The 26,204-nt window shown below is 59.7% G+C and carries 25 protein-coding genes and 2 tRNA genes; 19 read left to right on the forward strand and 8 right to left on the reverse strand.

Translation table 11 applies throughout. From position 1 onward, the window contains the following. Nucleotides 1-6: 6 nt before the first annotated feature. Genes phrB through AACY50_RS15105 form a run of 8 tightly spaced genes read left to right on the forward strand, consistent with a single transcriptional unit; the run spans nucleotide 7 to nucleotide 6,797 of the window. Nucleotides 7-1,452, forward strand: a complete 1,446-nt coding sequence (gene phrB / locus AACY50_RS15070; protein ID WP_339538798.1) for a deoxyribodipyrimidine photo-lyase — start codon at nucleotides 7-9, stop codon at nucleotides 1,450-1,452. Beyond that, a complete protein-coding gene (locus AACY50_RS15075; protein WP_339432195.1) occupies nucleotides 1,445-1,867 on the forward strand; it encodes a nuclear transport factor 2 family protein in 423 nt (140 codons plus the stop codon). Before phrB ends, AACY50_RS15075 begins: the two co-directional genes overlap by 8 nt. Beyond that, nucleotides 1,864-2,646 carry an SDR family NAD(P)-dependent oxidoreductase gene (locus tag AACY50_RS15080; protein WP_339432196.1) on the forward strand — a complete coding sequence of 261 codons (783 nt, stop codon included), beginning with the start codon at nucleotides 1,864-1,866 and terminating at the stop codon, nucleotides 2,644-2,646. Before AACY50_RS15075 ends, AACY50_RS15080 begins: the two co-directional genes overlap by 4 nt. After that, nucleotides 2,643-3,890 carry an NAD(P)/FAD-dependent oxidoreductase gene (locus AACY50_RS15085; RefSeq protein ID WP_339538789.1) on the forward strand — a complete coding sequence of 416 codons (1,248 nt, stop codon included), beginning with the start codon at nucleotides 2,643-2,645 and terminating at the stop codon, nucleotides 3,888-3,890. Before AACY50_RS15080 ends, AACY50_RS15085 begins: the two co-directional genes overlap by 4 nt. Beyond that, nucleotides 3,887-4,702: a DUF1365 domain-containing protein gene (locus AACY50_RS15090; RefSeq protein WP_339495731.1), complete on the forward strand. Its 816-nt coding sequence runs from the start codon at nucleotides 3,887-3,889 to the stop codon at nucleotides 4,700-4,702. The genes AACY50_RS15085 and AACY50_RS15090 overlap by 4 nt, the downstream gene beginning before the upstream one ends. Then, nucleotides 4,689-5,954, forward strand: coding sequence for a cyclopropane-fatty-acyl-phospholipid synthase family protein (locus tag AACY50_RS15095; protein ID WP_339432198.1), 1,266 nt, complete (start codon nucleotides 4,689-4,691; stop codon nucleotides 5,952-5,954). The genes AACY50_RS15090 and AACY50_RS15095 overlap by 14 nt, the downstream gene beginning before the upstream one ends. Continuing rightward, nucleotides 5,947-6,438 (forward strand): DUF2878 domain-containing protein, encoded by a 492-nt coding sequence (locus AACY50_RS15100; RefSeq protein ID WP_339432199.1) that lies wholly within the window; start codon nucleotides 5,947-5,949, stop codon nucleotides 6,436-6,438. The genes AACY50_RS15095 and AACY50_RS15100 overlap by 8 nt, the downstream gene beginning before the upstream one ends. Before the next feature lie 53 nt (nucleotides 6,439-6,491). After that, complete coding sequence (locus tag AACY50_RS15105; RefSeq protein ID WP_221731562.1) at nucleotides 6,492-6,797, forward strand: YkgJ family cysteine cluster protein; 306 nt, start codon at nucleotides 6,492-6,494, stop codon at nucleotides 6,795-6,797. A 143-nt stretch (nucleotides 6,798-6,940) separates the two neighbouring features. Here AACY50_RS15105 and AACY50_RS15110 read toward each other — a convergent pair whose 3' ends face one another. From AACY50_RS15110 to hemA, 6 genes are all read right to left on the reverse strand, one after another. Then, nucleotides 6,941-7,459: an acyloxyacyl hydrolase gene (locus AACY50_RS15110; protein WP_339432200.1), complete on the reverse strand. Its 519-nt coding sequence runs from the start codon at nucleotides 7,457-7,459 to the stop codon at nucleotides 6,941-6,943. 111 nt (nucleotides 7,460-7,570) lie between these two features. Further along, complete coding sequence (gene murI, locus AACY50_RS15115) at nucleotides 7,571-8,362, reverse strand: glutamate racemase (protein WP_339432201.1); 792 nt, start codon at nucleotides 8,360-8,362, stop codon at nucleotides 7,571-7,573. Continuing rightward, nucleotides 8,355-9,110, reverse strand: a complete 756-nt coding sequence (locus AACY50_RS15120; RefSeq protein ID WP_339495730.1) for a molybdopterin-synthase adenylyltransferase MoeB — start codon at nucleotides 9,108-9,110, stop codon at nucleotides 8,355-8,357. The genes murI and AACY50_RS15120 overlap by 8 nt, the downstream gene beginning before the upstream one ends. Beyond that, on the reverse strand, nucleotides 9,104-9,934 hold the full coding sequence (prmC, locus tag AACY50_RS15125) for a peptide chain release factor N(5)-glutamine methyltransferase (protein ID WP_339538790.1): 831 nt from the start codon (nucleotides 9,932-9,934) through the stop codon (nucleotides 9,104-9,106). Before prmC ends, AACY50_RS15120 begins: the two co-directional genes overlap by 7 nt. Further along, nucleotides 9,935-11,017 (reverse strand): peptide chain release factor 1, encoded by a 1,083-nt coding sequence (gene prfA / locus AACY50_RS15130; protein WP_339538791.1) that lies wholly within the window; start codon nucleotides 11,015-11,017, stop codon nucleotides 9,935-9,937. It abuts the gene before it with no gap. Next, entirely contained in the window at nucleotides 11,014-12,300 is a 1,287-nt protein-coding gene (gene hemA, locus AACY50_RS15135; protein WP_339465327.1) for a glutamyl-tRNA reductase, read from the reverse strand. The genes prfA and hemA overlap by 4 nt, the downstream gene beginning before the upstream one ends. A gap of 182 nt (nucleotides 12,301-12,482) precedes the next feature. Here hemA and AACY50_RS15140 point away from each other — a divergent pair, with 182 nt between their 5' ends. The 8 genes from AACY50_RS15140 to ychF all read left to right on the forward strand — a co-directional run bounded on the left by AACY50_RS15140 (nucleotide 12,483) and on the right by ychF (nucleotide 19,404). Continuing rightward, nucleotides 12,483-14,207 (forward strand): tetratricopeptide repeat protein, encoded by a 1,725-nt coding sequence (locus tag AACY50_RS15140; RefSeq protein ID WP_339538792.1) that lies wholly within the window; start codon nucleotides 12,483-12,485, stop codon nucleotides 14,205-14,207. Nucleotides 14,208-14,210: 3 nt separating this feature from the next. Then, nucleotides 14,211-14,828: a lipoprotein insertase outer membrane protein LolB gene (gene lolB, locus AACY50_RS15145; RefSeq protein ID WP_339432207.1), complete on the forward strand. Its 618-nt coding sequence runs from the start codon at nucleotides 14,211-14,213 to the stop codon at nucleotides 14,826-14,828. Nucleotides 14,829-14,831: 3 nt separating this feature from the next. Then, complete coding sequence (ispE, locus tag AACY50_RS15150) at nucleotides 14,832-15,683, forward strand: 4-(cytidine 5'-diphospho)-2-C-methyl-D-erythritol kinase (RefSeq protein ID WP_339538793.1); 852 nt, start codon at nucleotides 14,832-14,834, stop codon at nucleotides 15,681-15,683. A gap of 36 nt (nucleotides 15,684-15,719) precedes the next feature. Beyond that, a tRNA-Gln gene (locus tag AACY50_RS15155) sits at nucleotides 15,720-15,794 on the forward strand. Between the two features lie 45 nt (nucleotides 15,795-15,839). Beyond that, the gene (locus AACY50_RS15160; protein WP_003171603.1) at nucleotides 15,840-16,781 is read left to right on the forward strand and encodes a ribose-phosphate pyrophosphokinase; all 942 of its coding nucleotides are present in this window, start codon (nucleotides 15,840-15,842) and stop codon (nucleotides 16,779-16,781) included. Between the two features lie 141 nt (nucleotides 16,782-16,922). Further along, nucleotides 16,923-17,525 (forward strand): 50S ribosomal protein L25/general stress protein Ctc, encoded by a 603-nt coding sequence (locus tag AACY50_RS15165; RefSeq protein ID WP_221731572.1) that lies wholly within the window; start codon nucleotides 16,923-16,925, stop codon nucleotides 17,523-17,525. A 171-nt stretch (nucleotides 17,526-17,696) separates the two neighbouring features. Then, nucleotides 17,697-18,281: an aminoacyl-tRNA hydrolase gene (gene pth / locus AACY50_RS15170; RefSeq protein WP_007912902.1), complete on the forward strand. Its 585-nt coding sequence runs from the start codon at nucleotides 17,697-17,699 to the stop codon at nucleotides 18,279-18,281. Between the two features lie 22 nt (nucleotides 18,282-18,303). Continuing rightward, nucleotides 18,304-19,404: a redox-regulated ATPase YchF gene (ychF, locus tag AACY50_RS15175; protein ID WP_187678059.1), complete on the forward strand. Its 1,101-nt coding sequence runs from the start codon at nucleotides 18,304-18,306 to the stop codon at nucleotides 19,402-19,404. A gap of 86 nt (nucleotides 19,405-19,490) precedes the next feature. Here ychF and AACY50_RS15180 read toward each other — a convergent pair whose 3' ends face one another. Further along, complete coding sequence (locus AACY50_RS15180; protein ID WP_339495727.1) at nucleotides 19,491-20,708, reverse strand: MFS transporter; 1,218 nt, start codon at nucleotides 20,706-20,708, stop codon at nucleotides 19,491-19,493. A gap of 331 nt (nucleotides 20,709-21,039) precedes the next feature. Between AACY50_RS15180 and AACY50_RS15185 the strand changes: the two genes are divergently transcribed. Together AACY50_RS15185 and AACY50_RS15190 are read left to right on the forward strand one after the other, a co-directional pair. Continuing rightward, nucleotides 21,040-23,097 carry a methyl-accepting chemotaxis protein gene (locus AACY50_RS15185; protein WP_339538794.1) on the forward strand — a complete coding sequence of 686 codons (2,058 nt, stop codon included), beginning with the start codon at nucleotides 21,040-21,042 and terminating at the stop codon, nucleotides 23,095-23,097. Between the two features lie 115 nt (nucleotides 23,098-23,212). Beyond that, nucleotides 23,213-23,289 (forward strand) — tRNA-Met (locus AACY50_RS15190). Nucleotides 23,290-23,436: 147 nt separating this feature from the next. Here the strand turns inward: AACY50_RS15190 and AACY50_RS15195 are convergent. Continuing rightward, a complete protein-coding gene (locus AACY50_RS15195) occupies nucleotides 23,437-23,781 on the reverse strand; it encodes a cupin domain-containing protein (protein ID WP_339432211.1) in 345 nt (114 codons plus the stop codon). 252 nt (nucleotides 23,782-24,033) lie between these two features. Here AACY50_RS15195 and ggt point away from each other — a divergent pair, with 252 nt between their 5' ends. Then, on the forward strand, nucleotides 24,034-25,866 hold the full coding sequence (ggt, locus tag AACY50_RS15200) for a gamma-glutamyltransferase (protein WP_339465332.1): 1,833 nt from the start codon (nucleotides 24,034-24,036) through the stop codon (nucleotides 25,864-25,866). The last annotated feature ends 338 nt before the right edge of the window (nucleotides 25,867-26,204 follow it).

A 26,204-nucleotide genomic window follows, 5' to 3' on the forward strand; every position in this document is an offset into this window, starting at 1 on the left:
ACCGACATGCAATTGATCTGGCTGCGCACTGACTTGCGCCAACATGACAACACCGCCATTGCGGCCGCCGCAGCACGCGGCCCGACGGTCGCCGTGTACCTGTTGAGCCCCCGGCAATGGCAAGAACATGACGACGCGCCGTGCAAGGTCGATTTCTGGCTACGCAATCTGCGCGAACTGAGCAAAAGCCTGGGCGAGCTGAACATTCCCTTGCTGATCCGCACCGCTGCGCACTGGGATCAGGCCCCAGCGCAGCTGCTCAAACTCTGCCAGCAACTGAAGATCGCCGCCGTTCACGTCAACGAAGAATACGGTGTTCATGAGAGCCGTCGCGATGCGGCGGTGGCCGACACGCTGAAAGGCGAAGGCGTCGAATTTCACCGCTATCTTGATCAACTGCTGTTCAAGCCCGGCACGGTACTGACCAAAACCGGCACTTATTTTCAGGTGTTCAGCCAGTTCCGCAAGGTCTGCTATGAACGCCTGCATCGCTCGATGCCGGCCCTGGTGAAAACCCCAGGCAAGCAAACCGCACTGGCGCTCGAGAGCGATCCGGTGCCTGACTGCGTCGACGGTTTCGCCGCCCCCGGCGAGTCCCTGCGCGCCCTGTGGCCGGCAGGGGAAGAGGAAGCTCAACGCCGCCTCGATACCTTCGCCGATGCGCAAATCGACTACTACAAAAGCGAAAGAGACTTCCCGGCCAAACCGGGCACCAGTCAGCTTTCTGCTTATCTTGCCGCCGGGGTGATATCGCCCCGCCAATGCCTGCACGCGGCCCTGCAGAGCAATCAGGGCGAATTCGAAAGCGGCAAGGTGGGCGCGGTCACCTGGATCAACGAACTGCTGTGGCGTGAGTTTTACAAACACATCCTGGTCGGCTATCCACGGGTATCGCGCCACCGCGCCTTCCGCCCGGAAACCGAGGCCTTGGCCTGGCGCCATGCACCGGATGATCTGGCGGCGTGGCAAGAAGCGCGCACCGGGCTGCCGATCATCGATGCGGCCATGCGCCAATTGCTCGAAACCGGCTGGATGCACAACCGTCTGCGCATGGTGGTGGCAATGTTCCTGACCAAAAACCTGCTGATCGACTGGCGTGAAGGCGAACGCTTTTTCATGCGCCACCTGATCGACGGCGATCTGGCGGCCAACAACGGTGGCTGGCAGTGGAGCTCATCGACCGGGACCGATTCGGCGCCGTACTTCCGCATTTTCAATCCGCTGAGCCAGTCGGAGAAATTCGACAGCGAAGGGCTGTTCATCAAGCACTGGCTGCCTGAACTGGCCGGGCTCAATAAAAAACAAGTGCACAACCCGGCCAGCGCCGGTGGGCTGTTCGGTGTCGCCGACTATCGCGCGCCAATCGTTAATCTCAGCGCGTCACGGGAGCGCGCGTTGGCCGCCTTCAAGAACCTGCCTGCCCGCCAAGCGGCCGGAGGCGATCATGAGTGAATTGCTGCGCAGCTTCGCCCGGCAATTTTGCGAGTTGGATAAAGACAACTTGCAACGCTTGGGCGAGCTGTACAGCGATGACATTCACTTCACCGACCCGTTGCACGACGTGCAGGGGTTGACGCAACTGCGCAGCTACTTTGCCCAGATGTACGCCAACGTCAGCGAACTGCGCTTCGACTTCTACGGTTTCGACCAGATCAGTGACGGTGAAGGCTACCTGCGCTGGGTCATGAGTTATCGCCACCCACGGCTGGCCAGTGGCCGGGAAATACGCGTCAGCGGCTGCTCGCATTTGCTTTGGCGCGACAAGGTTTATCGCCACCGGGATTATTTCGATGCCGGGGCGCTGCTGTACGAACATTTGCCCGTATTGGGCCGAGTAATTACTTGGTTGAAAAGGAGAATGGGATGACTCGTACACCTCCACGGCGCTATTGGTTGACCGGTGCCAGCAGTGGTATCGGCGCGGCACTGGCTGAGGAAATTCTGAAATCCGGTGCGCACCTGGCGGTCAGTTCACGCCAGGTCGCCCCGCTCAAGGCCTTGTCGCAACGTTATCCGGGACAAGTGCTCGTGGTGCCGGGCGATTTGACCAACAGCCAGACCGTGCGCGAAATCGGTGAGCACATCACTCAGGACTGGGGATCGCTCGATAGCGTGATTCTCAATGCCGGGACGTGCGAGTACGTCGATGCCCGCCAGTTCGACGCTTCGATCGTCGAGCATGTGGTGCGCACCAATCTGCTCGCCAGCAGCTATTGCATCGAAGCCGCCCTGCCCTTGCTGCGTAAAGGCACGGCACCGCATCTGGTCGGGGTCGCCAGCTCCGTGACCTATCTGCCGCTGCCTCGGGCCGAAGCCTATGGTGCATCGAAGGCCGGGCTGCGTTACCTGTTCGAATCGTTGCGCATTGACCTGGCGGATGAAGGCATTGAAGTCACGGTGGTCAGCCCCGGTTTTGTCGAGACACCGCTGACCGCCAAGAATGATTTTCCGATGCCTCTGAGCTGGCCTGTGGATAAAGCCGCACGACACATCTACGCCAAACTCAAGGACCGGCCACTGGAAATCGCCTTTCCCGCGCTGTTCATGGCCGCCCTGTGGCCGTTGTCGAAATTGCCCGCCCGAGCGCAACTCGCCATTGGCAAACGCATGGTGCGACGCAATCCACCGCTGCAGGAACCAACGTGAAAATTGCCATCATCGGCAGCGGGATCTCCGGGCTTACCTGCGCCTACCTGCTCAATCGCCGACACGACATCACGGTGTTCGAAGCCAGCGACTGGGTCGGTGGCCACACGCACACCGTAGAGGTGACCGTCGACGGTCGCTCCTACGCGGTGGACACCGGCTTCATCGTATTCAACGACTGGACGTACCCCCACTTCATTCGCTTGCTGGGCGAGCTCGGCGTGAGCTTCAAAGCGACCGAAATGAGCTTCTCCGTGACCGATCCGGACACGGGGCTGGAATACAACGGCAACAACCTCAACAGCCTGTTCGCCCAGCGCCGCAATCTGCTGTCGCCGGGATTCTGGGGCATGCTGCGCGACATTCTGCGCTTCAACAAAGAAGCGCAACGCGACCTCGCAGAACAGCGGATCGCTGCCGACACCACGCTGGACGACTACCTCAAGGCTGGCGGCTACGGCGAGCGTTTCATCCTGCATTACATCGTGCCGATGGGGGCCGCGATCTGGTCGATGCCGATGGCGCAGATGCTCAATTTTCCGCTGCAGTTTTTTGTCCGTTTCTTCAAGAACCATGGGCTGTTATCGGTCAGTAATCGTCCGCAATGGCAGGTCATCGAGGGCGGCTCCAGCGCCTATGTCGCGCCACTGACCGCTTCGTTCAAAGAGAACATCCGCCTCAACTGCCCGGTGACCCGTGTTGATCGCAACGAACATGGCGTGGTTATCCACAGCCCGGCAGGCAGCGAACATTTCGACCAAGTGGTGTTTGCCTGTCACAGCGATCAGGCCTTGCAACTGCTCGCCAGCCCCAGCGATGCCGAACGTGCAATCCTCGGCGCCCTGCCCTACGCCGACAATGAAGTGGTGTTGCACACCGACACGCGTCTGCTGCCCGCTCGCAAACTGGCGTGGGCGAGCTGGAACTATCGACTTGGCGGATCCGGCCACACTCAGGCGGCGGTCACTTATGACATGAACATCCTGCAAGGCATCCAGAGCGACACCACGTTTTGCGTCAGCCTCAACCAGAGCGCGGGCATCAGCCCATTCAAAGTGCTCGCCAAATACACCTACGCCCACCCGCAATTCAGCCTCGCGGCAGTGGCGGCGCAGAATCGCTGGGCAGAACTGGACGGCGCACAACACACACATTATTGCGGCGCCTACTGGGCCAACGGTTTCCATGAAGACGGTGTGGTCAGCGCATTGCGCGTGGCTGCTTCGTTCGGGGAAACCTTATGAACAGCGCCCTGTACAGCGGCTGGATCGGTCATCGGCGCTTTTCGCCGCGCAAGCACGCGTTCCGTTACAAGATCGGCTTGCTCTATCTCGATCTGAGCGAACAGGACGCTGTACTGGCGCTGTCGCCACTGGCGGGGCGTAGCCGCTTCGCGCCGTTCTCCTTTCGCGAAACCGACTATCTGAAGACCTTCACCGGGCGCGGCATTCGCCTGATCGATGCCGTGCGCCAGCAGGTCGCTGCCGCCATCGGCCATGAACCGCAAGGCTCGATCTGCCTGCTGACCCAGGCGCGCAGTTGGGGCTTGTCGTTCAACCCGGTGAGTTTCTTTTACTGCCACGAAGCCGACGGGCAACTGGCCGCGATTGTCTGCGAAGTGACCAACACCCCATGGCGCGAGCGTTATCACTACGTGCTGCCTGCGCGCACGCCGGCCAATCTGCAGGATTTTCACCAGCATTTCGCGGTGGCCAAGGCGTTCCATGTCTCACCGTTTCTGCCGCGCGATCTTGAATACCGCATGAGCTTCAGCCCCGCCGCCAAAACCCTTGGCGTGCACATGGCCGACTGGCAGGGCGAACACAAGCTGTTCGACGCCACGCTCAATCTGCAACGCGAAACCCTCAACCGGCAAAGCCTGCATCGCTACCTGCGGCGCTTCCCGTGGATGACTGCAAAAACCGCGTTGGCGATTTACTGGCAAGCGTTGCGACTGCTGTTCAAACGCGCGCCCGTCTTTGCTCATCAGGCTGCCGACGGCAGCTTTCAAACCGCCACTGTGCCTCCCAAGGAGCAACGCCATGAAATCCTCTAGCCCGTCGCTCAGTCGGCTCAGCACCCATGGTTTGACCGGATCGCTGTTGCGCCGTGGTGTATTACGCCAACTGGCTCAACTCAAACACGGGCAACTGCTGGTGATCGAGGATGGCGAACGCTTGATGTTCGGCGCGCCGGGAAGTGCCTTGCTCGGGGAAATCCACATTCAGGACCCGGCAGTCTGGGGCATGGTGGCCGGCAACGGCTCGATCGGTGCCGGCGAGGCATTCATCCATGGTTACTGGCATTCGCCTGACCTGACCGCCGTGGTGCGGGTGTTCGTCAGCAACCTTGAGGTGCTCGACGCGATGGAGGGCGGTCTGGCCCGTCTCGGCCGCCCGCTGGTGCAAGGCCTGCACTGGCTCAACCGCAACACCCGCAAGGGCTCGCAGAAAAACATCGCCGCGCACTATGACCTGGGCAACGATCTGTTCGAGCAGTTTCTCGACCCGACCATGATGTATTCGGCGGCACAGTTCCTCACCCCCGAAGACAGTCTGGAACAGGCGCAACTGAACAAGCTCGAGCGGATCTGCCAGAAACTCGCACTTACGCCCAGCGATCACCTGCTGGAAATCGGCACCGGTTGGGGCAGCATGGCGCTCTACGCGGCACAAAACTATGGCTGCCGCGTGACCACCACAACCCTGTCCAAAGAGCAGTACGCGTTTACCGCACAGCGCATCGAACAACTGGGCTTGCAGGATCAGGTCACGCTGCTGCTCAAGGACTACCGCGACCTCACCGGCGAGTACGACAAACTGGTGTCGATCGAGATGATCGAAGCCGTCGGTCATCGCTTCCTGCCGACCTACTTCAAGCAATGTGCACACCTGCTCAAGCGCAATGGTCTGATGCTGATTCAAGCCATCACCATCCGCGAACAGCGCTACGAGCAAGCCAGGCGCGGCGTCGACTTCATCCAGCGCTACATCTTCCCCGGCGGCGCCCTGCCCTCTGTGCAGAAGATGCTTGAAGTGGTCAGTCGCGAAACCGACATGAACTTGCTGCACATGGAAGATTTCGGCCTGCACTACGCACGCACCCTGCGTCTGTGGCACGAAAACTTTCGCCGTGCACACGGCCGCTTGAGCGAATTGGGCTACGACGATTACTTCCTGCGGTTGTGGGAATTCTATCTGTGCTACTGCGAGGGCGGATTCCTGGAGCGCACCATCGGCACCGCGCAATTGCTGCTGGCCAAACCCGCTGCCATGCCCGCGCCACTGCTTGGCCGTTTCGATGCTTGAGCGGATCGCCAATGCCGTGTTGTTCCAGATCGGCTGGCTGGTCTGTGTGCTCGGCGGCAACAGTTTGTGGCTGCTGCTGGCGCTGGCGGTGCTGGTGATTCATCTGTGCTGGATCAGCAGTTGGGCGGCTGAGGGCCGTTTGGTACTCAGTGTGGTGCTGGTCGGTACGGCGGTGGACAGCGTTTTGCGTGGCCTAGGCGTGTTTGAGTTCCAGGATCAGTCACCATTGATTCCGCTGTGGCTGATGCTGCTCTGGGCCTTGCTCGCCACGACCCTGCGTCACTGCCTTGCGTGGACTGCCCGGCCATGGTGGCTGGCCAGCGCACTGGGCGCCGTCGGCGGCGCATTGTCGTACTACGGCGGCGGACGACTGGCCGGGGTGCAATTTCCCTACGGCGAATTACCGACCCTGATCGGCATCGGCCTGCTTTGGGCACTGCTGTTTCCGTTGTTGCACACCATGGCGCGACGCCTGAACCACTGAGCGTCCGTCAGAGCTTTCACACACTCGACGAGCTCTGCCTTACACTGCCGGCCATGAAAAACATTCCCCACCAGCAAATCACCGAACCGGCGGTCACCTGTTCGACTTGCGCAGCGTGCTGCTGCCAGCTCGAAGTGATGCTGATCACCGACACCGGCGTGCCTGATCGCTTTATCGATACCGATGAGTGGGGCGGCGAAGTGATGCTGCGTCTGGACGACGGCTGGTGTGCGGCACTGGATCGCGACACGATGATGTGCACGATCTATGAGAAGCGTCCGCTGATTTGTCGCGAGTTCGAGATGGGCTCACCCGAGTGCATCGAAGAGCGCCAGGGTATCGCCACGGTATACCGCTGATCCCGAAAACACCCCAAAACCAAATGTGGGAGCGGGCTTGATCGCGAAAGCGGTGGGTCAATCAACTCGCATGTCGACTGATACACCATATTCGCGAGCAAGCCCGCTCCCACAAGGTTTTCTGCAAACAGTTAAATCTGTGCTTACAGTGGCATCGTGTAATGCAGCGCGTAGCTTTCTACACCGTCGTTGTCACTGGCAAGACCGGCGTTGGAATAGTGCATCGCACGAATCCCGACTTCATGCCCACCGTTGAAACGCAGACCAAAACCCAGGCGATCTTCGAACTGGAAGGCGCCGCCCAGATTGTTCGATTCATACCGGGTATTGGAGAACACCGCCACGCCAATCCCGGCCTCGACATACGGTTTGACCGATTGCCCGGCAAACTCGTAAACGAACACCGGCGAGAAGGACAGGCTGTTGTTGCTGGAGGTCTTGTCGCCTTCCCAATAGGTGTAGGCACCGCTCCAGTAACCGGTCAGGCGACCGACGTCACTCTGCAGCCAGCTCTTGTCCCAATCGAAATTCATCCCCAGGCGATACGTCATGGTTGAGTCGCTGGTTGCCCCGACCCCGAACTCAACACCTGCTGCTTGTGCGGTAAAACTGTGCCCCATCAGTGCGGCCGCAATCGCGGCCAAACAGAATAGTCGCTTCACTTTGAAACTTCCTTTTCCGGAACGATCGTTTGGTTTTCTAGATAACTCACGCTATAGAAGGCGGCGGTTGATCAGAAGTTCAGCCGATTTTTTAGTTATTTCACACTTTTTTTACAATCCGAAGTGATGCACTTCACTTGCGGTTTGCCCCAGCAGCGGCAGGATGTTTTTGAAGTACTGCGGGTCGGCACTGGTCCAGAATCTGACCGACCGGTTCGGCCCTTCGGCGAGCAAATCGCGTTCGGCCAGAAGACGCTGAAGTTGCCGAGCCACGGCTGCACCCGTGTCGATCAGGCTGATGTTTTCGGGGAGCATCGACTTGAGCATCGTTTTAAGAAAGGGATAGTGCGTGCAGCCGAGAATAATGGTGTCGCAACCATTGGCCAGCAGCGGATCGACGTAGCTTTGCAGCAACTGGCGCAACGCGGCGCTGTGCAGATCGCCGCTCTCGATCAACTCGACCAGCCCCGGGCACGGCTGGGTGATCACCCGCACATCGGTGGCGAAGCGATCCAGCAGCGCTGCAAACTTGGCACTCTGCAAGGTGCCGGTGGTGGCGAGTACGCCGACCACACCGCTGCGGGTGGCAGCAGCGGCGGGCTTGACCGCTGGCTCCATGCCAACAATCGGCCAGTCGGGAAAATCCCGGCGCAGATCGGCCACAGCGGCCACCGTCGCGGTATTGCAGGCGACCACCAACGCCTTGGCGCCCTGCTCGCGGAAAAACCCGGCCATCACGCTGCAGCGCTGGCGGATGAACGCAGGGGTTTTCTCGCCGTAAGGAATGTGCCCGCAATCGGCAAAGTACAGCAGCGACTCTCGGGGCAACAATCGCTGGATTTCGGCCAATACCGACAAGCCGCCGACACCGGAATCAAACACGCCGATCGGCGCTTCACGCATGGCGCGAACCACAGACGCTGCAACCCGGATCACGCTTGACCCGCAACTCGCGAAAGCGCGAGCCCAAGGCGTCGATCAACAGCAAGCGCCCCACCAGCGGTTCGCCGAACCCGACCAGCACCTTCAACGCTTCGAGTGCCTGAAGGCTGCCGACCAACCCCACCAGCGGCCCCACTACGCCAGCCTCGCTACACGTCAGTTCGGCTTCGCTACCGTGGCCGTACAGACAGTGGTAGCAAGGACTTTCGGCGCGACGCGGATCGAACACCGACAACTGCCCTTCAAGACGAATCGCTGCGCCGCTGACCAAGGGTTTGCCAGCGGCCACACACGCGGCGTTGACCGCTTCGCGCGTGGAAAAATTATCGGAACAGTCGAGGACCAGGTCCACCGCCGAAACGGCAGCGGCAAGAGAGTCCTCGTCCAGTGCCTGACGATGAGGCACCAGTAGAATCTCGGGGTTGATCGCACTCAAACGCTTGAGCGCCGAGTCGACCTTGCTCATGCCGACGCTGTCGGTGTCGTGGATGATCTGGCGCTGCAGGTTGGTCAGATCGACCGTGTCGAAATCCGCCAAATGCAATTCGCCCACACCTGCTGCCGCCAGATACAAGGCAACCGGCGCACCGAGACCGCCGAGGCCGACGATCAGTACGCGACTGTCCTTGAGCTTCAACTGGCCATCGATGTCGATGTGTTGCAGCAGAATCTGTCGGCTGTAGCGCAGCAATTCCTGATCATTCAGCACGGCAGGCGCCCCAGGCTGATGCGTTGATGACCGCCCAGATCGGTGCGGCTGTGGACTTCTTCAAAACCGCGCGTGAGCAGCAGATCGCGCACGGCTTCGGCTTGATCATAGCCGTGTTCGAGCATCAGCCAGCCAGCGGCCTGCAGGTGATCCGGCGCTTGGGCGACGATCAGACGCAAGTCGTCGAGCCCGTCCTCACCGGCCACCAGCGCACTGGCCGGTTCGAAGCGCACATCACCTTCGACCAGATGCGGGTCGGCGGACGCGATGTAGGGCGGATTGCTGATGATCAGATCAAAACGCTGACCTTGCAGAGCGCTGAACCAATGGCTGCTCAGCACCGTGGCATTGTTCAGGTGCAGACGCTGGCGATTGCGCTCCGCCAGGGCCACGGCTTCCAGAACACGGTCCACGGCAGTGACTTTCCACGCTGGGCGTTCGCTGGCCAAGGCCAACGCAATTGCGCCACTGCCAGTGCCGAGGTCGAGCACTTTAGCGGGCGTTGCGGGGAGCAACTCCAGCGCCGCTTCCACCAGCAATTCAGTGTCAGGACGCGGAATCAGTGTGTGCGGAGCGACTTCCAGATCGAGCTTCCAGAACCCCTGCTGACCCAGAATATAAGCCACCGGCTCACCGCTACGGCGGCGTTGCAAGTATTCGGCAAAGGTCAGCGCCGCGTCACTGGGCACGATGCGCTCGGGCCAGGTGTGCAGAAAACTGCGCGACTTGCCCAGCGCCGCCGCGAGGAGCAATTCGGCGTCCAGACGCGCGGTGGGCGAATCCGGCAGTTCGGCGGCACGCAACAGGCTGGCAATGATGGTCATTTATTCACCTATTGCCGCGAGTTGGTCGGCCTGGTATTCGGCCAGCAAAGGCTCGATCACGGCCTCAACGCCACCGGCGAGAATGTCATCCAGGGAGTACAGGGTCAGGTTGACGCGATGGTCGGTGACCCGGCCCTGAGCAAAGTTGTAGGTGCGAATCCGCTCGGAACGATCACCGGAACCGACGAGCAGTTTTCGCTCGCTGGCAATCGCATTGGCCGCCGCGGCGGTTTGCTGATCATTGAGTTTGGCTGCGAGCCACGCCATCGCCCGCGCACGGTTCTTGTGCTGGGAACGTTCTTCCTGACACTCGACGACAGTGCCGGTCGGTATGTGCGTGATGCGGATCGCCGAGTCGGTGGTGTTGACGTGCTGACCGCCGGCCCCGGAGGAGCGGTAAGTGTCGACGCGCAAATCCGCCGGGTTGATCTCGATGGCTTCGCGCTCGTCTGGCTCGGGCAACACCGCCACGGTGCAGGCCGAGGTGTGGATACGGCCCTGGGATTCGGTGGCCGGCACACGCTGTACGCGGTGCGCGCCGGACTCGAATTTCAGCTTGCCGTAAACGTTGTCGCCTTCGATGCGGGCGATGACTTCTTTATAGCCACCGTGTTCGCCTTCGTTTTCCGAAAGGATCTCCACACGCCAGCCGCGGCGTTCGGCGTAACGCGAGTACATGCGGAACAGGTCGCCGGAAAAAATCGCCGCCTCGTCGCCGCCGGTGCCGGCGCGAATTTCGAGGAAGACGTTGCGGCCGTCGTTGAGATCCTTGGGCAGCAGCATGCGCTGCAGATCGGATTCCAGGCTGATCAGCAATTCCTTGGCTTCGTGGACTTCTTCCACGGCCATTTCACGCATGTCCGGGTCGCTGTCCTTGAGCAGCGCCTGCGCGCCTTCAAGATCGCTTTGTACACTGAGCAGCTTTTTATAGCCTTGTACCACCGGCTCAAGTTCGGCGTATTCCTTGGAATAGGCACGAAACTTGGCTTGATCGGAAATGACTTCGCCGTCGCCGAGCAGCGCGGTCAGTTCCTCGAAACGGTCCTGGAGGATGTCCAGCTTATTGAGCAGTGACGCTTTCATTGCGGTTTTTTATCCGAAAAGCTATCCGGTGAGCCCTCGAGGGCAAAGAGTTCCTGGGCCATGGCCAGCGCATCGAGGCGGCCTTCGGCAGAAAGCTTTTTCAGTTGCACGCTCGGGGCATGCAACAGTTTATTGGTCAGGCCACGGGCCAGTTGCCCGAGCACGTCTTCAGCGTTACCGCCGTTGGCCAGCAGACGCAGGGCTTTTTGCAGTTCCTCGTCGCGCAGGCGTTCGCTCTGTTGACGATAGGCCTTGAGCACGTCGACCGCCGCCAGTTCGCGCAGGCGCACCATGAAATCGTCAGCGCCGACCGAGACCATTTCTTCCGCCGCCTGGGCTGCGCCCTGGCGACTTTTGAGGTTTTCGGCGACCACTTCGTGGAGGTCGTCGACGCTATAGAGGTAAACGTCGTCCAACTCGCCGACTTCCGGCTCGATATCCCGGGGAACGGCAATGTCGACCATGAAGATCGGTTTGTGCTTGCGCAGCTTCAGAGCACTCTCGACCGCGCCTTTGCCGAGGATCGGCAACTGACTGGCGGTCGAACTGATGACGATATCGCTGCGCACCAACTCCGCCGGAATATCCGACAGCAACACCGCGTGGGCGCCGAACTGTTCGGCCAGCAGACTCGCGCGCTCCAGGGTGCGGTTGGCAACGACGATGCGCTTGACCCCCAGCTCGTGCAAATGTCGGGCGACCAGGGTGATGGTCTCGCCAGCGCCGATCAGCAAGGCCTGGCTGCGTTGCAAATCACTGAAAATCTGTTTGGCCAGGCTGACGGCCGCAAATGCCACGGACACCGGGTTTTCACCGATTGCGGTGTCGGTGCGCACCTGTTTGGCGGCATTGAACGTGGCTTGAAAGAGTCGCCCCAGCAGCGGCCCGATAGTCCCGGCCTCGCGGGCCACGGCGTAGGCCGATTTCATCTGGCCGAGAATCTGTGGTTCGCCCAGCACCAACGAGTCGAGCCCGGAGGCGACACGCATCATGTGACGAACTGCCGCATCATCTTCATGCACATAAGCACTCGCACGCAGCTCATCGAGGCTTAAATGGTGATAGTCGGCCAGCCAGCGCAGCACGATATCCGCACAAAGCTGATCCTGTTCTATATAAAGCTCACTGCGATTGCAGGTGGAGAGGATCGCAGCTTCGCGGCTGTCGGTCAGTCGGCAGAGCTGCTGCAGGGCCTCAACCAGTTGCTCAGGGGTAAAGGCCACGCGCTCGCGGACGTCTACTGAAGCAGTCTTGTGGTTAATACCGAGTGCAAGGAAGGCCATTCAAGGTCGCTGATGGTGACGTGAAGCCGGCAATTGTCCACCTTCGAAAGATTCAGAACAACTACCGCTGACTATTGTCCCAATTGTCGGCCCCTATAATGGGCACAATTGAGACTCGGTTATGTTTGGCCCAAGGCTTGTGTCATGATGATCCGACCGCAGGTTAGTCGTCCTCTTCCTATATGAATAGATCTTCCGCGTTGCTCCTTGCTTTTGTCTTCCTCAGCGGCTGCCAGGCCTTGGCACCCGTTTCGCCGGACGGTACGCCACCGGTCGAAGACACCACGCCCGCGCCTGAAAAGCCCAAGGTTTACAGCTCGTTCAGCGAGGAAACCATTTTCAGCCTGTTGAGCGCCGAACTCGCCGGCCAGCGCAATCGATTCGACATTGCGCTGGATAACTACGTGACCCAGGCCATCAATACCCAGGACCCGGGCGTCTCCGAGCGTGCTTTTCGCATCGCCGAGTATCTGGGCGCCGACCAACCGGCTCTCGACACGGCACTGATCTGGGCAAGAAACGCCCCGGACGATCTCGAAGCGCAACGCGCCGCCGCCGTACAACTGGCACGCGCCGGGCGCTATGACGACTCCATGGTCTATATGGAGAAAGTCCTGCTGGGCAAGGGCGACACCCATTTCGATTTCCTCGCGCTGTCGGCGGCTGATACCGACCAGGAAACCCGCGACGGCCTGATGAAAAGTTTTGACCGTTTGTTGCAGCGTCACCCGAACAACGGTCAACTGATTTTCGGCAAGGCCCTGCTCTTGCAGCAGGACGGCGACAATAAAGCTGCGCTGACCCTGCTCGAAGACCACCCGCCGGAAGACGGCGAAATTGCCCCGATCCTGCTGCGCGCGCGCCTGCTGCAGCTCTTGAACCGTGGCGACGAAGCGCTGCCGGTGCTGCAAAAAAGCATCAAGAAGTACCCGGACGACAAACGCCTGCGCCTGACTTACGCACGCATGCTGGTCGAGCAGGACCGAGTGGACGACGCCAAAGCCGAGTTTTTCAGTCTCGTTCAGCAATATCCTGAAGACGACGAACTGCGTTATTCGTTAGCGCTGGTGTGCCTGGAAGCCAAGGCCTGGGACGAGGCCAAGGGCTATCTCGAAGACCTGATCGCTCGCGACAGCCACGTCGATTCGGCGCACCTGAACCTGGGGCGCATCGCTGAAGAGCGCAACGACCCGCAAGGTGCACTGATCGAGTACGCCCAGGTAGGACCGGGCAACGACTATTTGCCCGCGCAGTTGCGCCAGGCCGACATCCTGATGAACAACGGCAAAACCGCCGAAGCGCAAAACAAACTGGCGGTCGAACGCGACGCGCAACCCGATTACGCCATCCAGTTGTACCTGATCGAATCAGAAACCCTGTCGGCCAACAAACAGGACGACAAGGCCTGGAAAGTCTTGCAGCAAGCCTTGCAGCAATACCCGGACGACCTGAACCTGCTTTACACCCGGGCAATGCTCGCGGAAAAACGCGATGACCTGGCACAGATGGAAAAAGACCTGCGCCTGATCATCAAACGCGATCCGGACAACGCCATGGCGCTGAACGCTTTGGGCTACACCCTGTCTGACCGAACCACGCGCTACGCTGAAGCCAGGACGCTGATCGAGCAGGCGCATCAGATCAACCCGCAAGACCCGGCAGTACTCGACAGCCTCGGCTGGGTGAACTTCCGCTTGGGCAATCTGGACGACGCCGAGAAATATCTGCGTCAGGCGCTGGAGCGTTTCCCTGATCACGAAGTCGCCGCTCACCTCGGTGAAGTGCTGTGGGTCAAGGGCAACCAGCGTGAAGCCAAACAAATCTGGGGCAAATTCCTCAAGGATCAGCCCGACAGCACCATTCTGCGCAGCACCATCAAGCGCCTGACCGGATCCGAGACTCTTTAACTCATGTTTTTGCGCCACGTTATTGTTTTCAGCTTCATCGCCCTGCTCGCTGGTTGCGCGGGTTTCGGCGCTCGCGAATCGGTCGAGGGCCACGGCAGTCCGGCTCAATGGGCCGTGAACAAACAACAGCTGACAGGCCTCGACGGCTGGCAGATCGACGGCAAGATCGGCATCCGCGCACCAAAGGATTCCGGTAGCGGCACGTTGTTCTGGCTGCAGCGTCAGGACTATTACGACATTCGCCTGTCCGGCCCGCTGGGTCGTGGCGCCGCTCGACTGACCGGGCGTCCGGGCAAGGTCTCGCTGGAAGTCGCCAATCAGGGCCGCTATGACTCCGAGTCGCCGGAAGCGCTGCTTGAGGAGCAACTCGGCTGGAAGCTGCCAGTGTCGAATCTGGCCTGGTGGGTGCGTGGCCTGCCCGCTCCGAACAGCAAAAGTCGCCTGAACCTGGACGCCGACAGTCGTCTGGCCAACCTGGAACAGGATGGCTGGAAAGTCGAATACATCGCTTACACCGAGCAGAACGGTTACTGGTTGCCCGAGCGCATCAAACTGCACGGCACCGACCTTGATGTGACGCTGGTGATCAAGACCTGGCAACCGCGCAAGTTGGGGCAATAACCCATGACCGCTGCACGCCTGACCCTGCCCTCTCCGGCCAAGCTCAATCTGATGCTGCACATTCTCGGTCGCCGTGAAGACGGTTATCACGAATTGCAGACGCTGTTTCAGTTTGTCGATTACGGCGACGAAATCACTTTTGCCGTGCGCGATGACGGCGTGATTCAACTGCACACCGAATTCGCAGGAGTGCCGCATGACAGCAACCTGATCGTGCGTGCAGCGAAAATGCTCCAGCAACAGTCCGGCTGCTCGCTCGGTATCGATATCTGGATTGATAAAGTCCTGCCCATGGGCGGCGGTATTGGTGGCGGCAGTTCGAATGCGGCGACGACTTTGCTCGGCCTGAATCATTTGTGGCAGTTGGGTTGGGATGAAGATCGCCTGGCCGCACTGGGCCTTTCGCTGGGGGCCGACGTACCGGTTTTCGTCCGTGGCCATGCGGCGTTTGCCGAGGGCGTGGGCGAGAAACTCACCCCGGTGGATCCCGAAGAACCGTGGTATCTGGTGCTCGTGCCGCAAGTCTCTGTAAGTACGGCAGAAATTTTTTCCGATCCTTTGTTGACACGTAACACGCCGCCCATTAAAGTGCGCCCCGTTCCCGAGGGAAACAGTCGAAATGACTGCTTGCCGGTGGTTGCAAGGCGTTATCCAGAAGTACGTAACGCATTGGATTTGTTAGGTAAATTTACCGAAGCAAAGCTCACCGGAACTGGAAGTTGTGTGTTTGGGGGCTTCCCAAGCAAAGCTGAAGCTGATAAAGTCTCGGCCCTTCTGACAGAGACCCTTACAGGGTTTGTAGCAAAAGGAAGCAACGTTTCGATGTTGCATCGCAAGCTGCAAAATCTGCTCTAAAGGAACCAAGTGCTCGGCACTTGAAGCAACAGATACAGGGGCGTCGCCAAGCGGTAAGGCAGCAGGTTTTGATCCTGCCATGCGTTGGTTCGAATCCAGCCGCCCCTGCCATTTTCTATACTCATCCAGGTTACCCTCAGCCTCTAGGTACTGCGCGTGTCCAAGATGATGGTCTTTACGGGGAATGCTAACCCCGATCTGGCTCGGCGTGTTGTACGTCAGCTGCATATCCCTCTCGGTGACATCTCTGTCGGTAAGTTCTCCGACGGCGAAATTACTGCCGAGATCAATGAAAACGTTCGCGGTAAAGACGTTTTCATTATTCAGCCGACCTGCGCTCCGACAAACGATAACCTGATGGAACTGGTCGTGATGGCTGATGCCTTCCGCCGCTCCTCGGCTACTCGTATCACTGCTGTTATTCCTTATTTTGGTTATGCCCGTCAGGATCGCCGTCCGCGTTCCGCACGTGTGGCCATCAGCGCGAAAGTCGTCGCTGACATGCTTACCGTAGTCGGCATCGACCGTGTTCTCACGGTTGATCTGCATGCTGACCAGATTCAGGGTTTCTTCGATATTCCGGTAGATAACATCTACGGCTCCCCGGTTCTGGTGGATGACATTGAAGATCAGCGCTTCGAAAACCTGATGATCGTGTCCCCGGACATTGGTGGCGTCGTGCGTGCACGTGCCGTTGCCAAGTCGCTGGGCGTGGATCTCGGGATCATCGACAAACGCCGTGAGAAAGCCAATCACTCTGAAGTGATGCATATCATCGGTGATGTCGAAGGGCGTACCTGCATTCTGGTCGATGACATGGTCGATACCGCCGGCACTCTGTGCCACGCGGCCAAGGCCCTGAAAGAGCATGGCGCAGCCAAGGTCTTTGCCTACTGCACGCACCCTGTGCTGTCGGGTCGGGCCATCGAGAATATCGAAAATTCCGTGCTGGACGAGCTGGTGGTGACTAACACCATCCCGTTGTCCGCTGCAGCACAAGCTTGTGCACGTATCCGTCAACTGGATATCGCACCGGTTGTTGCCGAAGCGGTTCGCCGCATCAGCAATGAAGAATCGATCAGCGCGATGTTCCGCTAAGGGCCCAGCCCTTCTCGAAATGTCTCGTTGACGAAAAGCGCCCCGCCCCGGCATTCCTGTCGGGGCGGGGCTTTTTTGCCCATACCGTGTTTGGCGCTGGTCGCAAACGCCGCTCGGTCATGGCTATTTTGGAGATACAAAATGAACGAATTTACTCTGAATGCTGAAGTGCGTTCCGACCTGGGGAAAGGTGCGAGCCGCCGCCTGCGTCGTCTCGCCGCTCTGGTTCCTGCTGTTGTTTACGGTGGCGAAAAAGCCCCTGAATCCATCAGCATGCTGGCCAAAGAAGTTGCCAAACTGCTCGAAAACGAAGCGGCTTACAGCCACATCATCGAGCTGAACGTTGGTGGCACCAAGCAAAACGTGATCATCAAAGCCCTGCAACGTCACCCGTCCAAAGGCCACGTGCTGCACGCTGACTTCGTACGCGTTGTAGCGGGCCAGAAACTGACCGCTATCGTTCCTGTGCACTTCGTCAACGAAGCTGCTCCAGTGAAGAAAGGCGGCGAGATTTCGCACGTTGTTGCTGAAATCGAAGTGACCTGCCTGCCGAAAGATCTGCCTGAGTTCATCGAAGTCGACCTGGCTAACGCTGAAATCGGTTCGATCATTCACCTGTCGGACCTCAAAGCGCCTAAAGGCGTTGAGTTCGTTGCTCTGGCACACGGCGATGACAAGGCTGTTGCCAACGTCCACGCTCCACGTGTTGCTCCAGAAGCTACCGAAGAAGGCGCAGCAGAGTAATTCACTCTGTCATGCCTGAGTGAGCAAGTAACATCGCGGACTGGAACGTAGCGAGAAAGCGGGCGAGAACGCGGAGTTTACATCCATGGTAAATGAGCATTTTTCGTCCACTTTCGCCGCTTTCCCTGATCGCGGCGATGTTATCCACCACTCAAAGGAAGGGCCCCTATCGTGACTGCCATCAAACTGATCGTTGGCCTGGGAAATCCAGGCGCTGAATACGACCAGACCCGGCATAACGCAGGGGCCCTTTTTGTTGAGCGCATCGCTGACGCACAAGGTGTGAACCTTGTCGCCGATCGCAAATATTTCGGCCTGACCGGGCGCTACTCGCATCAAGGTCAGGATGTTCGTCTGCTGATTCCCACCACCTACATGAACCGTAGCGGCCAGGCCGTGGCGGCTCTTGCCGGTTTCTTCCGCATCAAGCCTGAAGAAATCCTGGTGGCACACGACGAACTCGACCTGCCTCCGGGCGTCGCCAAGCTCAAGCAGGGCGGCGGCCATGGCGGTCACAACGGGTTGCGCGACATCATCGCGCAACTGGGCAATCAGAATACGTTCTACCGCCTGCGGCTTGGCATCGGCCACCCGGGCGTCGCCAGTATGGTTTCAAATTTCGTCCTGGGTCGTGCGCCACGCGCCGAACAGGAAAAACTCGATGCCAGCATCGACTTTGCCCTCGGCGTGCTGCCGGATATCCTCGCCGGTGAATGGAACCGCGCGATGAAAAACCTGCACAGCCAGAAGGCCTGACTCTACTCCGAGGGGAAACACCATGGGATTCAATTGCGGCATCGTCGGCCTGCCTAACGTCGGCAAGTCCACCCTGTTCAACGCCCTGACCAAATCCGGTATCGCGGCCGAGAACTTCCCCTTCTGCACGATCGAGCCGAACAGCGGCATCGTGCCGATGCCGGATCCGCGTCTGGAAGCCCTGGCGGCCATCGTCAATCCGAAGCGCATCCTGCCGACCACCATGGAATTCGTCGACATCGCAGGCCTGGTCGCCGGCGCCTCGAAAGGTGAAGGCCTGGGCAACAAATTCCTGGCCAACATCCGTGAAACCGATGCGATCGCCCACGTCGTGCGCTGCTTCGAAGACGAAAACGTGATCCACGTTTCCAACAGCGTCGACCCGAAACGCGATATCGAAATCATCGACCTGGAGCTGATCTTCGCCGACCTCGACAGCTGCGAGAAGCAACTGCAGAAAGTCGCGCGTAACGCCAAGGGTGGCGACAAGGACGCCGTCGTTCAGAAGGCTCTGCTGGAGCAACTGATTGCGCACTTCACCGAAGGCAAGCCTGCGCGCAGCCTGATGAAGAACATGAGCACCGACGAGAAAGCGGTGATCAAGGGCTTCCACCTGCTGACCACCAAACCGGTCATGTACATCGCCAACGTGGCTGAAGACGGTTTCGAGAACAACCCGCACCTGGACGTGGTCAAGGCCATCGCCGAAGAAGAAGGCGCCATGGTGGTTCCGGTCTGCAACAAGATCGAAGCCGAAATCGCCGAGCTCGATGACGGCGAAGAGAAGGACATGTTCCTTGAGGCCCTGGGCCTGGAAGAACCGGGCCTGAACCGCGTCATCCGCGCCGGCTACGAAATGCTGCACCTGCAGACCTACTTCACCGCCGGTGTCGAAGAAGTCCGCGCCTGGACCGTCAAAGTCGGTGCCACCGCACCCCAGGCGGCTGGCGTGATCCACACCGACTTCGAGAAAGGCTTCATCCGCGCAGAAGTCATCGCCTACAACGACTTCATCCAGTACAAGGGCGAAGCCGGTACCAAAGAAGCCGGTAAATGGCGTCTGGAAGGCAAGGACTACATCGTTAAAGACGGCGACGTGATGCACTTCCGCTTCAACGTTTAAGCATCACGCCCGAGAAAAAGCCGCGTTTGATACGCGGCTTTTTTGTGCCTGAAATTCACTGTTATTTCTTGTGCAATGGTGGTGAATCAGGCCTTTTTGGTACGCGGCAAAAAGATCGCCAACCCCCCGAACAACGGTAGGAACGAGCACAGGAAATACACGTACTCAATCCCGTGAACATCCGCCAGATGCCCAAGCAACGCTGCACCAATCCCGCCAAAACCAAACATCAAACCGAAGAACACCCCGGCGATCATCCCGACATTACCCGGCACCAGTTCCTGTGCGTACACCACAATCGCCGAGAACGCCGAGGCGAGGATAAAGCCGATGACCACGCTGAGAATGCTGGTCCAGAACAGGTCGACGTGGGGCAGGATCAGCGTGAATGGCGCCACGCCGAGGATGGAGAACCAGATCACCGCCTTACGGCCGATCTTGTCGCCAATCGGCCCGCCGAAGAACGTACCCGCTGCCACAGCGCCAAGGAACAGGAACAGATGAAGCTGCGAACTGGCCACCGACAGGTCGAACTTCTCGATCAGGTAGAACGTGAAGTAACTGGTGAAACTGGCCATGTAGAAATACTTGGAAAACACCAGCAACCCAAGAACTACCAGCGCACTGGTTACCCTGCCCTTCGACAACCCGTGAGTCGCCGCCAGACCAGCCTTGAGCTTGAACAGGTTGAGGTGATGGGCGTACCAGCGACTGATGCGGTACAGCACGAACAGCGCAAACACCGCGAACAGACCAAACCACGCCACGTTGCCCTGACCGAACGGAATGATGATCGCCGCCGCCAGCAACGGGCCGAACGCCGACCCCGCGTTACCACCGACCTGGAACGTCGATTGCGCCAGACCAAAGCGTCCGCCCGACGCCAACCGCGCGATACGCGACGCTTCCGGGTGAAAGGTTGAAGAACCGATCCCGATCAGCGCCGCCGCCAGCAGAATCAACGGGAAGCTACCGACCACTGACATCATCACGATACCAATCAGCGTGCAAATGGAGCCGGCCGGCAACAGCCACGGTTTCGGGTGACGATCCGTGTGATACCCGACCCACGGCTGCAACAGCGAGGCGGTCAATTGAAAGGTCAGCGTGATCAGGCCGACCTGGGTGAAGCTCAAGCCATAGTTGGCCTTCAACATCGGATAGATCGACGGCAGCACCGACTGGATCAGGTCGTTGATCAAATGCGCCAGCGCCACCGCGCCGATGATGCGCATCACCAATGGACTGCTTTGAGCAGGAGCGGACGCCGAGGCAGCGGCGGGCTGAACGTTGCTGATAGCCATGAAAGTTTCCGTACAGCAGAGGGATGCACGCAGGCAGGTGCGTCAATGTGCCATTTTTCGGTGCAGCAAAGCCATCCCCTTAGGCAGCTAACTAACTGGTTACTCGTCACCTCAAACTGATAGCGCAACGCCATGGTCTGAATCTTGCCTTGCTTCTTCCCCTGAACGCGGCCCCTTACAAAGGGGATCGAGAATGGGAAGTTTCGCTACAGAGCCAGCCTACAGAGCCGGCGAGAGTGAACTTTCGAGGCCTTTTAGCAGGGCACAACATCAAGGTCGCACGACCGCGATGCACGCCAATGGTGCGTGGTGTCCAGAGGAGTCATGGGGCATGCAGGCTTTTTTATCACCGGGAATCAAATTGCTGGGGCGGTTTGGATTCGCGCGTAAATTTCAGCTGTTGTTTCTGCTGTTCATTCTGCCGCTGGCCGGCAGCCTGTTGATGATCGGCCAAGGTTATCGCGACAAACTCAATCTGATTGGCGTTGAGCGCGCCGGCGTCCAGCAGTTGCTCGCCCTGGATGCGCTCGACAATCTGCTGGCGGCACAACGCGACCGCGCTGCCCGCTGGCGTGCAACCGAAACCAACCGCCAGCCAACGCCGGCGACGCTCGCCGCGATGGCTGCCTTCGACGCTGTGCAGCCAGCGGTCACACAAGCCGTCAGCGACCTGGGCGATGCGTTGAAGAATCAAGGCGCCGAGGGCGAAACCCTTGCCCGCTATCAGGCCTTGCAAACCGCATTGGACGGTCTGGACTCGAAAAGCCTGAGCGGCGTCGGTTGGTGGCCGGACGGATACGACCGTTTCACCCATGCACTCAGCACCCTGCAAGCGTTGCGTGAGCAGATCGTCATGGAAAACCGCCTGACCCTCGCGCCGTGGCTGGAAACCTACTTGCTGACGCAAATCTCGACGCAAGACGCGCCGGATCTGATCGAACGGGTCGGCCGCCTCGCCGCTGTCGGTCAGGCTTCGGTGGTGTCCGGACAGTTCACCTTGCAGAGCCGCCTGCAACTGAGCGATCTGCGCAGCCGGATTGGCGACGCCCGTGAACAATTAGTGAAAAACGCCGACCTTCTCAAAGCGCGCCTGCCCGGCGATCAACAAACCTGGGGAACGCAGTATCAAGACAGCCTGCAACGCCTGGACGCCGGCCTGAAAGTGCTGGACGACGGCATGTTCGGCGGCAGCATCAACCTTAAGCCTGAGGACTTCGAGCGTAGCCTGGACGCCCTGCTCGGCGATCTCGCCTCACTGCGCCAGCAATCGCTGATGTCCCTGGATCAGCGACTGGACTACTACCATGGCTCGGCCATCCGCCAGTTCATCATCGTTGCGGCCATCTTCGGCTGCCTGCTACTGGCCGCGCTGTACCTGTTCATTTGCCTGCAAGCCTCGATCCGGCGCAGCGCCAGCGGCATCACTGTGCTGGCCGAAGCCCTGCGCGACGGCAATCTGAGCCTGCAAGTGCCGGTGGTGGGCCGTGATGAACTGGCGGCGATCAGCACCGCCCTCAACGTCGCCGTGGTGCAATTGCGCACCAGCATGCTCGGCGTCGATCACGAGACCTCGCAACTGAGCAACGCGGTGCGCAGCCTCAACGATCACTCCAGTGGCGCGCTTGGCGAAGTCGAAGCGCAGCAATTGCAGATCAGCCAGATCGCCGCTGCCGCCACACAACTGGCCGCCACCTCCCAAGGCGTGGCGCAGAGTTGCGAACAGGCTTCCGGCAGCGCCCAGCACACCCGGCGCATCGCCGCTGACAGCAGCCGCGACAGCCAGCGCACCACGGCGAGCATTCAACAGCTCAATCAACGCCTCAACGAAACCGCTGCGGCATTGGGCCGTGTCAGCGAACAAGGGCAGCAGATCCAACTGGTGGTCGACACCATTCGCGGTGTTGCCGAACAGACCAACCTGTTGGCACTCAACGCCGCGATTGAAGCGGCACGCGCCGGCGAACAGGGTCGCGGTTTTGCCGTGGTCGCCGACGAAGTGCGCAGCCTGTCGCAACGCACTCAATCGTCGACCGCGCAGATCGCCGGCACCGTCGACAGCCTGCGCGCCACGGTCAACGAAGCGGTGAGCCTGATGGAAGCCGCCTGCGGCCAGGCGCAATCGGATGCCGAAGCGGTCACTGGCCTCGGCGAACGACTGGGGGAAATTGCCAGCGCCGTGCAGAGTGTCACAGACACCCTCGCGCAGATCGCCACGGCAGTTGAAGAGCAAGCGAGCACCGCCGATGAGGTCAGCGGCAATATCCAGCAGGTCGATCAGGCCGCCGTGCGTTTGCTTGAAGGCGCGCGGGCAGTGAATCTCGCGGCGGACACTTTGAGTCAAGGCAGCCATGCCTTGAGCGCCAATACCGCAAGATTCCAACTGCGTTGACGCCCTGCCCGGCCCGGATTTTCCGGGCCGGAGGATAAGCGGTTGAAAATAAGAAGAAATATTTTAAATTTACGCTTGACGCTTTTCCATTTCAGGGGAATAATGCGCGCCACTTGGCTACATAGCTCAGTTGGTTAGAGCATAGCATTCATAATGCTGGGGTCCGGGGTTCAAGTCCCTGTGTAGCCACCAAGTACTAAAAACGGCTTACCGAAAGGTAGGCCGTTTTTTTATGCCTCGAGAAAAGTGCCGGCGCTGTGGCGAGCGCGTCTGGCACAGGGAGAGGCGCAGGAGTCATCAAAACACCTTGAGTTACGCACCTGGCCAAAGCGTTTGATATTAATCTTGCCTGACGATATCGACCGAGATCTCCACTGCCGCAACAGGGCCTCTGTTCTCAAGCCAGTGCGTAGTGTTTCTGTCCTCGGGCCACCCCACTCCGGGTCCATAGTCCGTGGCGACGCCATGCCGATGATCAGTGATCGTTCCTTGCAATATGTAAACAGTACCGGGTCGGTCTTTATGGCTATGAACCGGCCCGAAGACCCCTCCAGGCTCAATGGTCACCATCCGCATTCGAAGTTGACGCCCTGCCATGCCTTCAATCTCAGGGCCGAGGTCAACGGTTGCAAGTAATGTCACCGCCACACCTTTTGTCTCAGGTGCCATCTGTTCGTTGATCATCACGCGCACCTCTCTGGCTATACAGGAACGACTGGATATGAGCACCTTCGGTGCGATCACATGTCCCTATCAGCGTAGAAGTATCTGAGCCATATCGGGCGCTCGTTGTGCAGGATGCTCAGGCCTCACGCTTACCCTTGATCCGACAGAAAACTGGCCCAGGCATGAAGGAGAAACAGACCGATGGTTTGCGTCCTTCACGGTCGGTCGATAAAGTCCCACAGACTTTTACCCCATGGACGGAGAGCCCGCGTGTTTTCAGCCTTGCCCTTGAGCCGCTTTCGCCTGCCAGCCCTGACGCTGATCATCAGCGCCCTGACCCTCACCGCGTGCAACGCCCCGCCCGCCTCGACCCTGCCTTTGGCACCGGAAGCCGCCTCCGGTTACCGCACCGATCTGCAACCCCGTCACGCCAGCAAACACATGGCCGCCGCTGCGAATCCACTGGCCGCTGAGGCCGGTCGCGAGATGCTGCGCCAGGGCGGTTCGGCGATTGATGCGGCGATTGCGATGCAAGCGGTGCTGACGTTGGTTGAACCGCAATCCTCCGGGATTGGTGGCGGCGCGATGATCGTGTTGTGGGATGGCAAAAAAGTGCAGACCTATGACGGTCGCGAAACCGCTCCGGCCGGTGCCACCGAGAAGCTGTTCCTGCAAGCGGACGGTAAACCGATGCCGTTCCCACAGGCGCAGATTGGCGGCCGGTCGGTCGGCACACCGGGCGTGTTGCGCGCACTGGAGTTGGCACATAAACAGCACGGTCGCCTGCCGTGGGCGAAGCTGTTCGAGCCGGCGATCAAACTTGCCGAGCAGGGCTTCGCCATCTCTCCTCGCCTGCATTCACTTCTCGTGTCAGATCCGGTGATTCGCCAGTCGCCGGACATGGCCAAGTATTTCCTCAATGCCGATGGCAGCGTCAAAGCCATTGGCACACGCCTGCAAAACCCGGCACTGGCCGCGGTGCTCAAACGCATTGCCAGCGAAGGCGCCGATGCGCTGTACAAAGGCCCGATTGCCGAGGACATCGTCGCCAAGGTCCAGGGGCACGCCAACCCCGGCAGTCTGTCGCTGAATGATCTGCAGCGTTATCAGGCCAAGGAACGTGCGCCGCTGTGCACCGACTACAAACGCTGGCAGGTCTGCGGCATGCCGCCACCGTCGTCGGGCGGCATTGCCGTGGCGCAGATTCTCGGCACCTTGCAGGCCCTGGAAACCCGCGATCCGCGCTGGGCACTGGCACCACTCAAACCGCTGAAGACTGACAAACCGGCCGGCATCGAACCCGATCCACAAGCGGTGCACCTGATCGCCGAAGCTGAGCGACTGGCCTACGCCGACCGCGCGCAATACGTCGCCGACACCGACTTCGTGTCGGTGCCGGTCAAAGGCCTGGTCGACCCGGGCTATCTCGCCAGCCGCGCCAGCCTGATCGGTGAACGCAGCATGGGCAGCGCCAAACCGGGCACCCCGCCGGGTGTGCAGGTCGCCTACGCGCCGGACCGCTCGCCGCTGCGCATTTCCACCTCGCAAGTGGTGGCGGTGGATGACCTCGGCGGCGCCGTGTCGATGACCACCACCATCGAAGCGGCATTCGGCTCGCACCTGATGGTTCAGGGCTTTTTGCTGAACAATCAATTGACCGACTTCTCGTTCATCCCCGAAGAGAACGGGCAGAAAGTCGCCAACCGCGTCGAACCCGGCAAACGCCCACGCTCATCGATGGCCCCCACGCTGATCTTCGATCGCAACAGCGGCGAATTCCTCGCCGGCGTCGGCTCACCGGGCGGCTCGCAGATCATCGAATACGTCGCCAAAACCACCGTCGGCCTGCTCGACTGGAACCTCGACCCGCAAAGCGCCATCAGCCTGCCCAACTTCGGCAGCCGCAACGGCCCGACCGAACTGGAACAAGGCCAGTTCAGCCCGGCGCTGATTCAGGCGTTGAAGGACAAAGGTCACGCGGTGAGTGAAATCGACATGACCAGCGGCACCCAAGCCATCGTACGGGTCAAGGATGCGCAGGGGAAAGCGACGTTGGAAGGTGGCGCGGACCCACGGCGTGAGGGGGAAGCGTTGGGGGATTGAGGATTATGTAGTGAATGGAAAAGGCTTACCGCAAGGTAGGCCTTTTTTGTTGGGCAGTTTGAGAAATATTGAGAGTCGCCATTGGCGGCTGCCTATTTCGCGGGCACGGAGTTCGACTCCGTGCCATGAATTCACAAAGCTATTCAGCGAGTTTTTGGTGTGACTCCAAATCCACAAGCCGAGAAGTTGGACCATTGGCTTTCAGGCGCTCCGGCGTTTTTCAAGGTTGTTGTCGCGTCGCCGTCTAACTATGCCGCTCTTTTCTCGGTCTGCTGCTGCCGATCCGGGTTCAACATCACAGTGCCCATCGGCTCCCAGTTTCTTGTCTGGCCAGACCA

The sequence above is a fragment of the Pseudomonas sp. RA_15y_Pfl2_54 genome (assembly GCF_963971015.1).
Taxonomy (GTDB): Bacteria; Pseudomonadota; Gammaproteobacteria; order Pseudomonadales; family Pseudomonadaceae; genus Aquipseudomonas; species Aquipseudomonas baetica_A.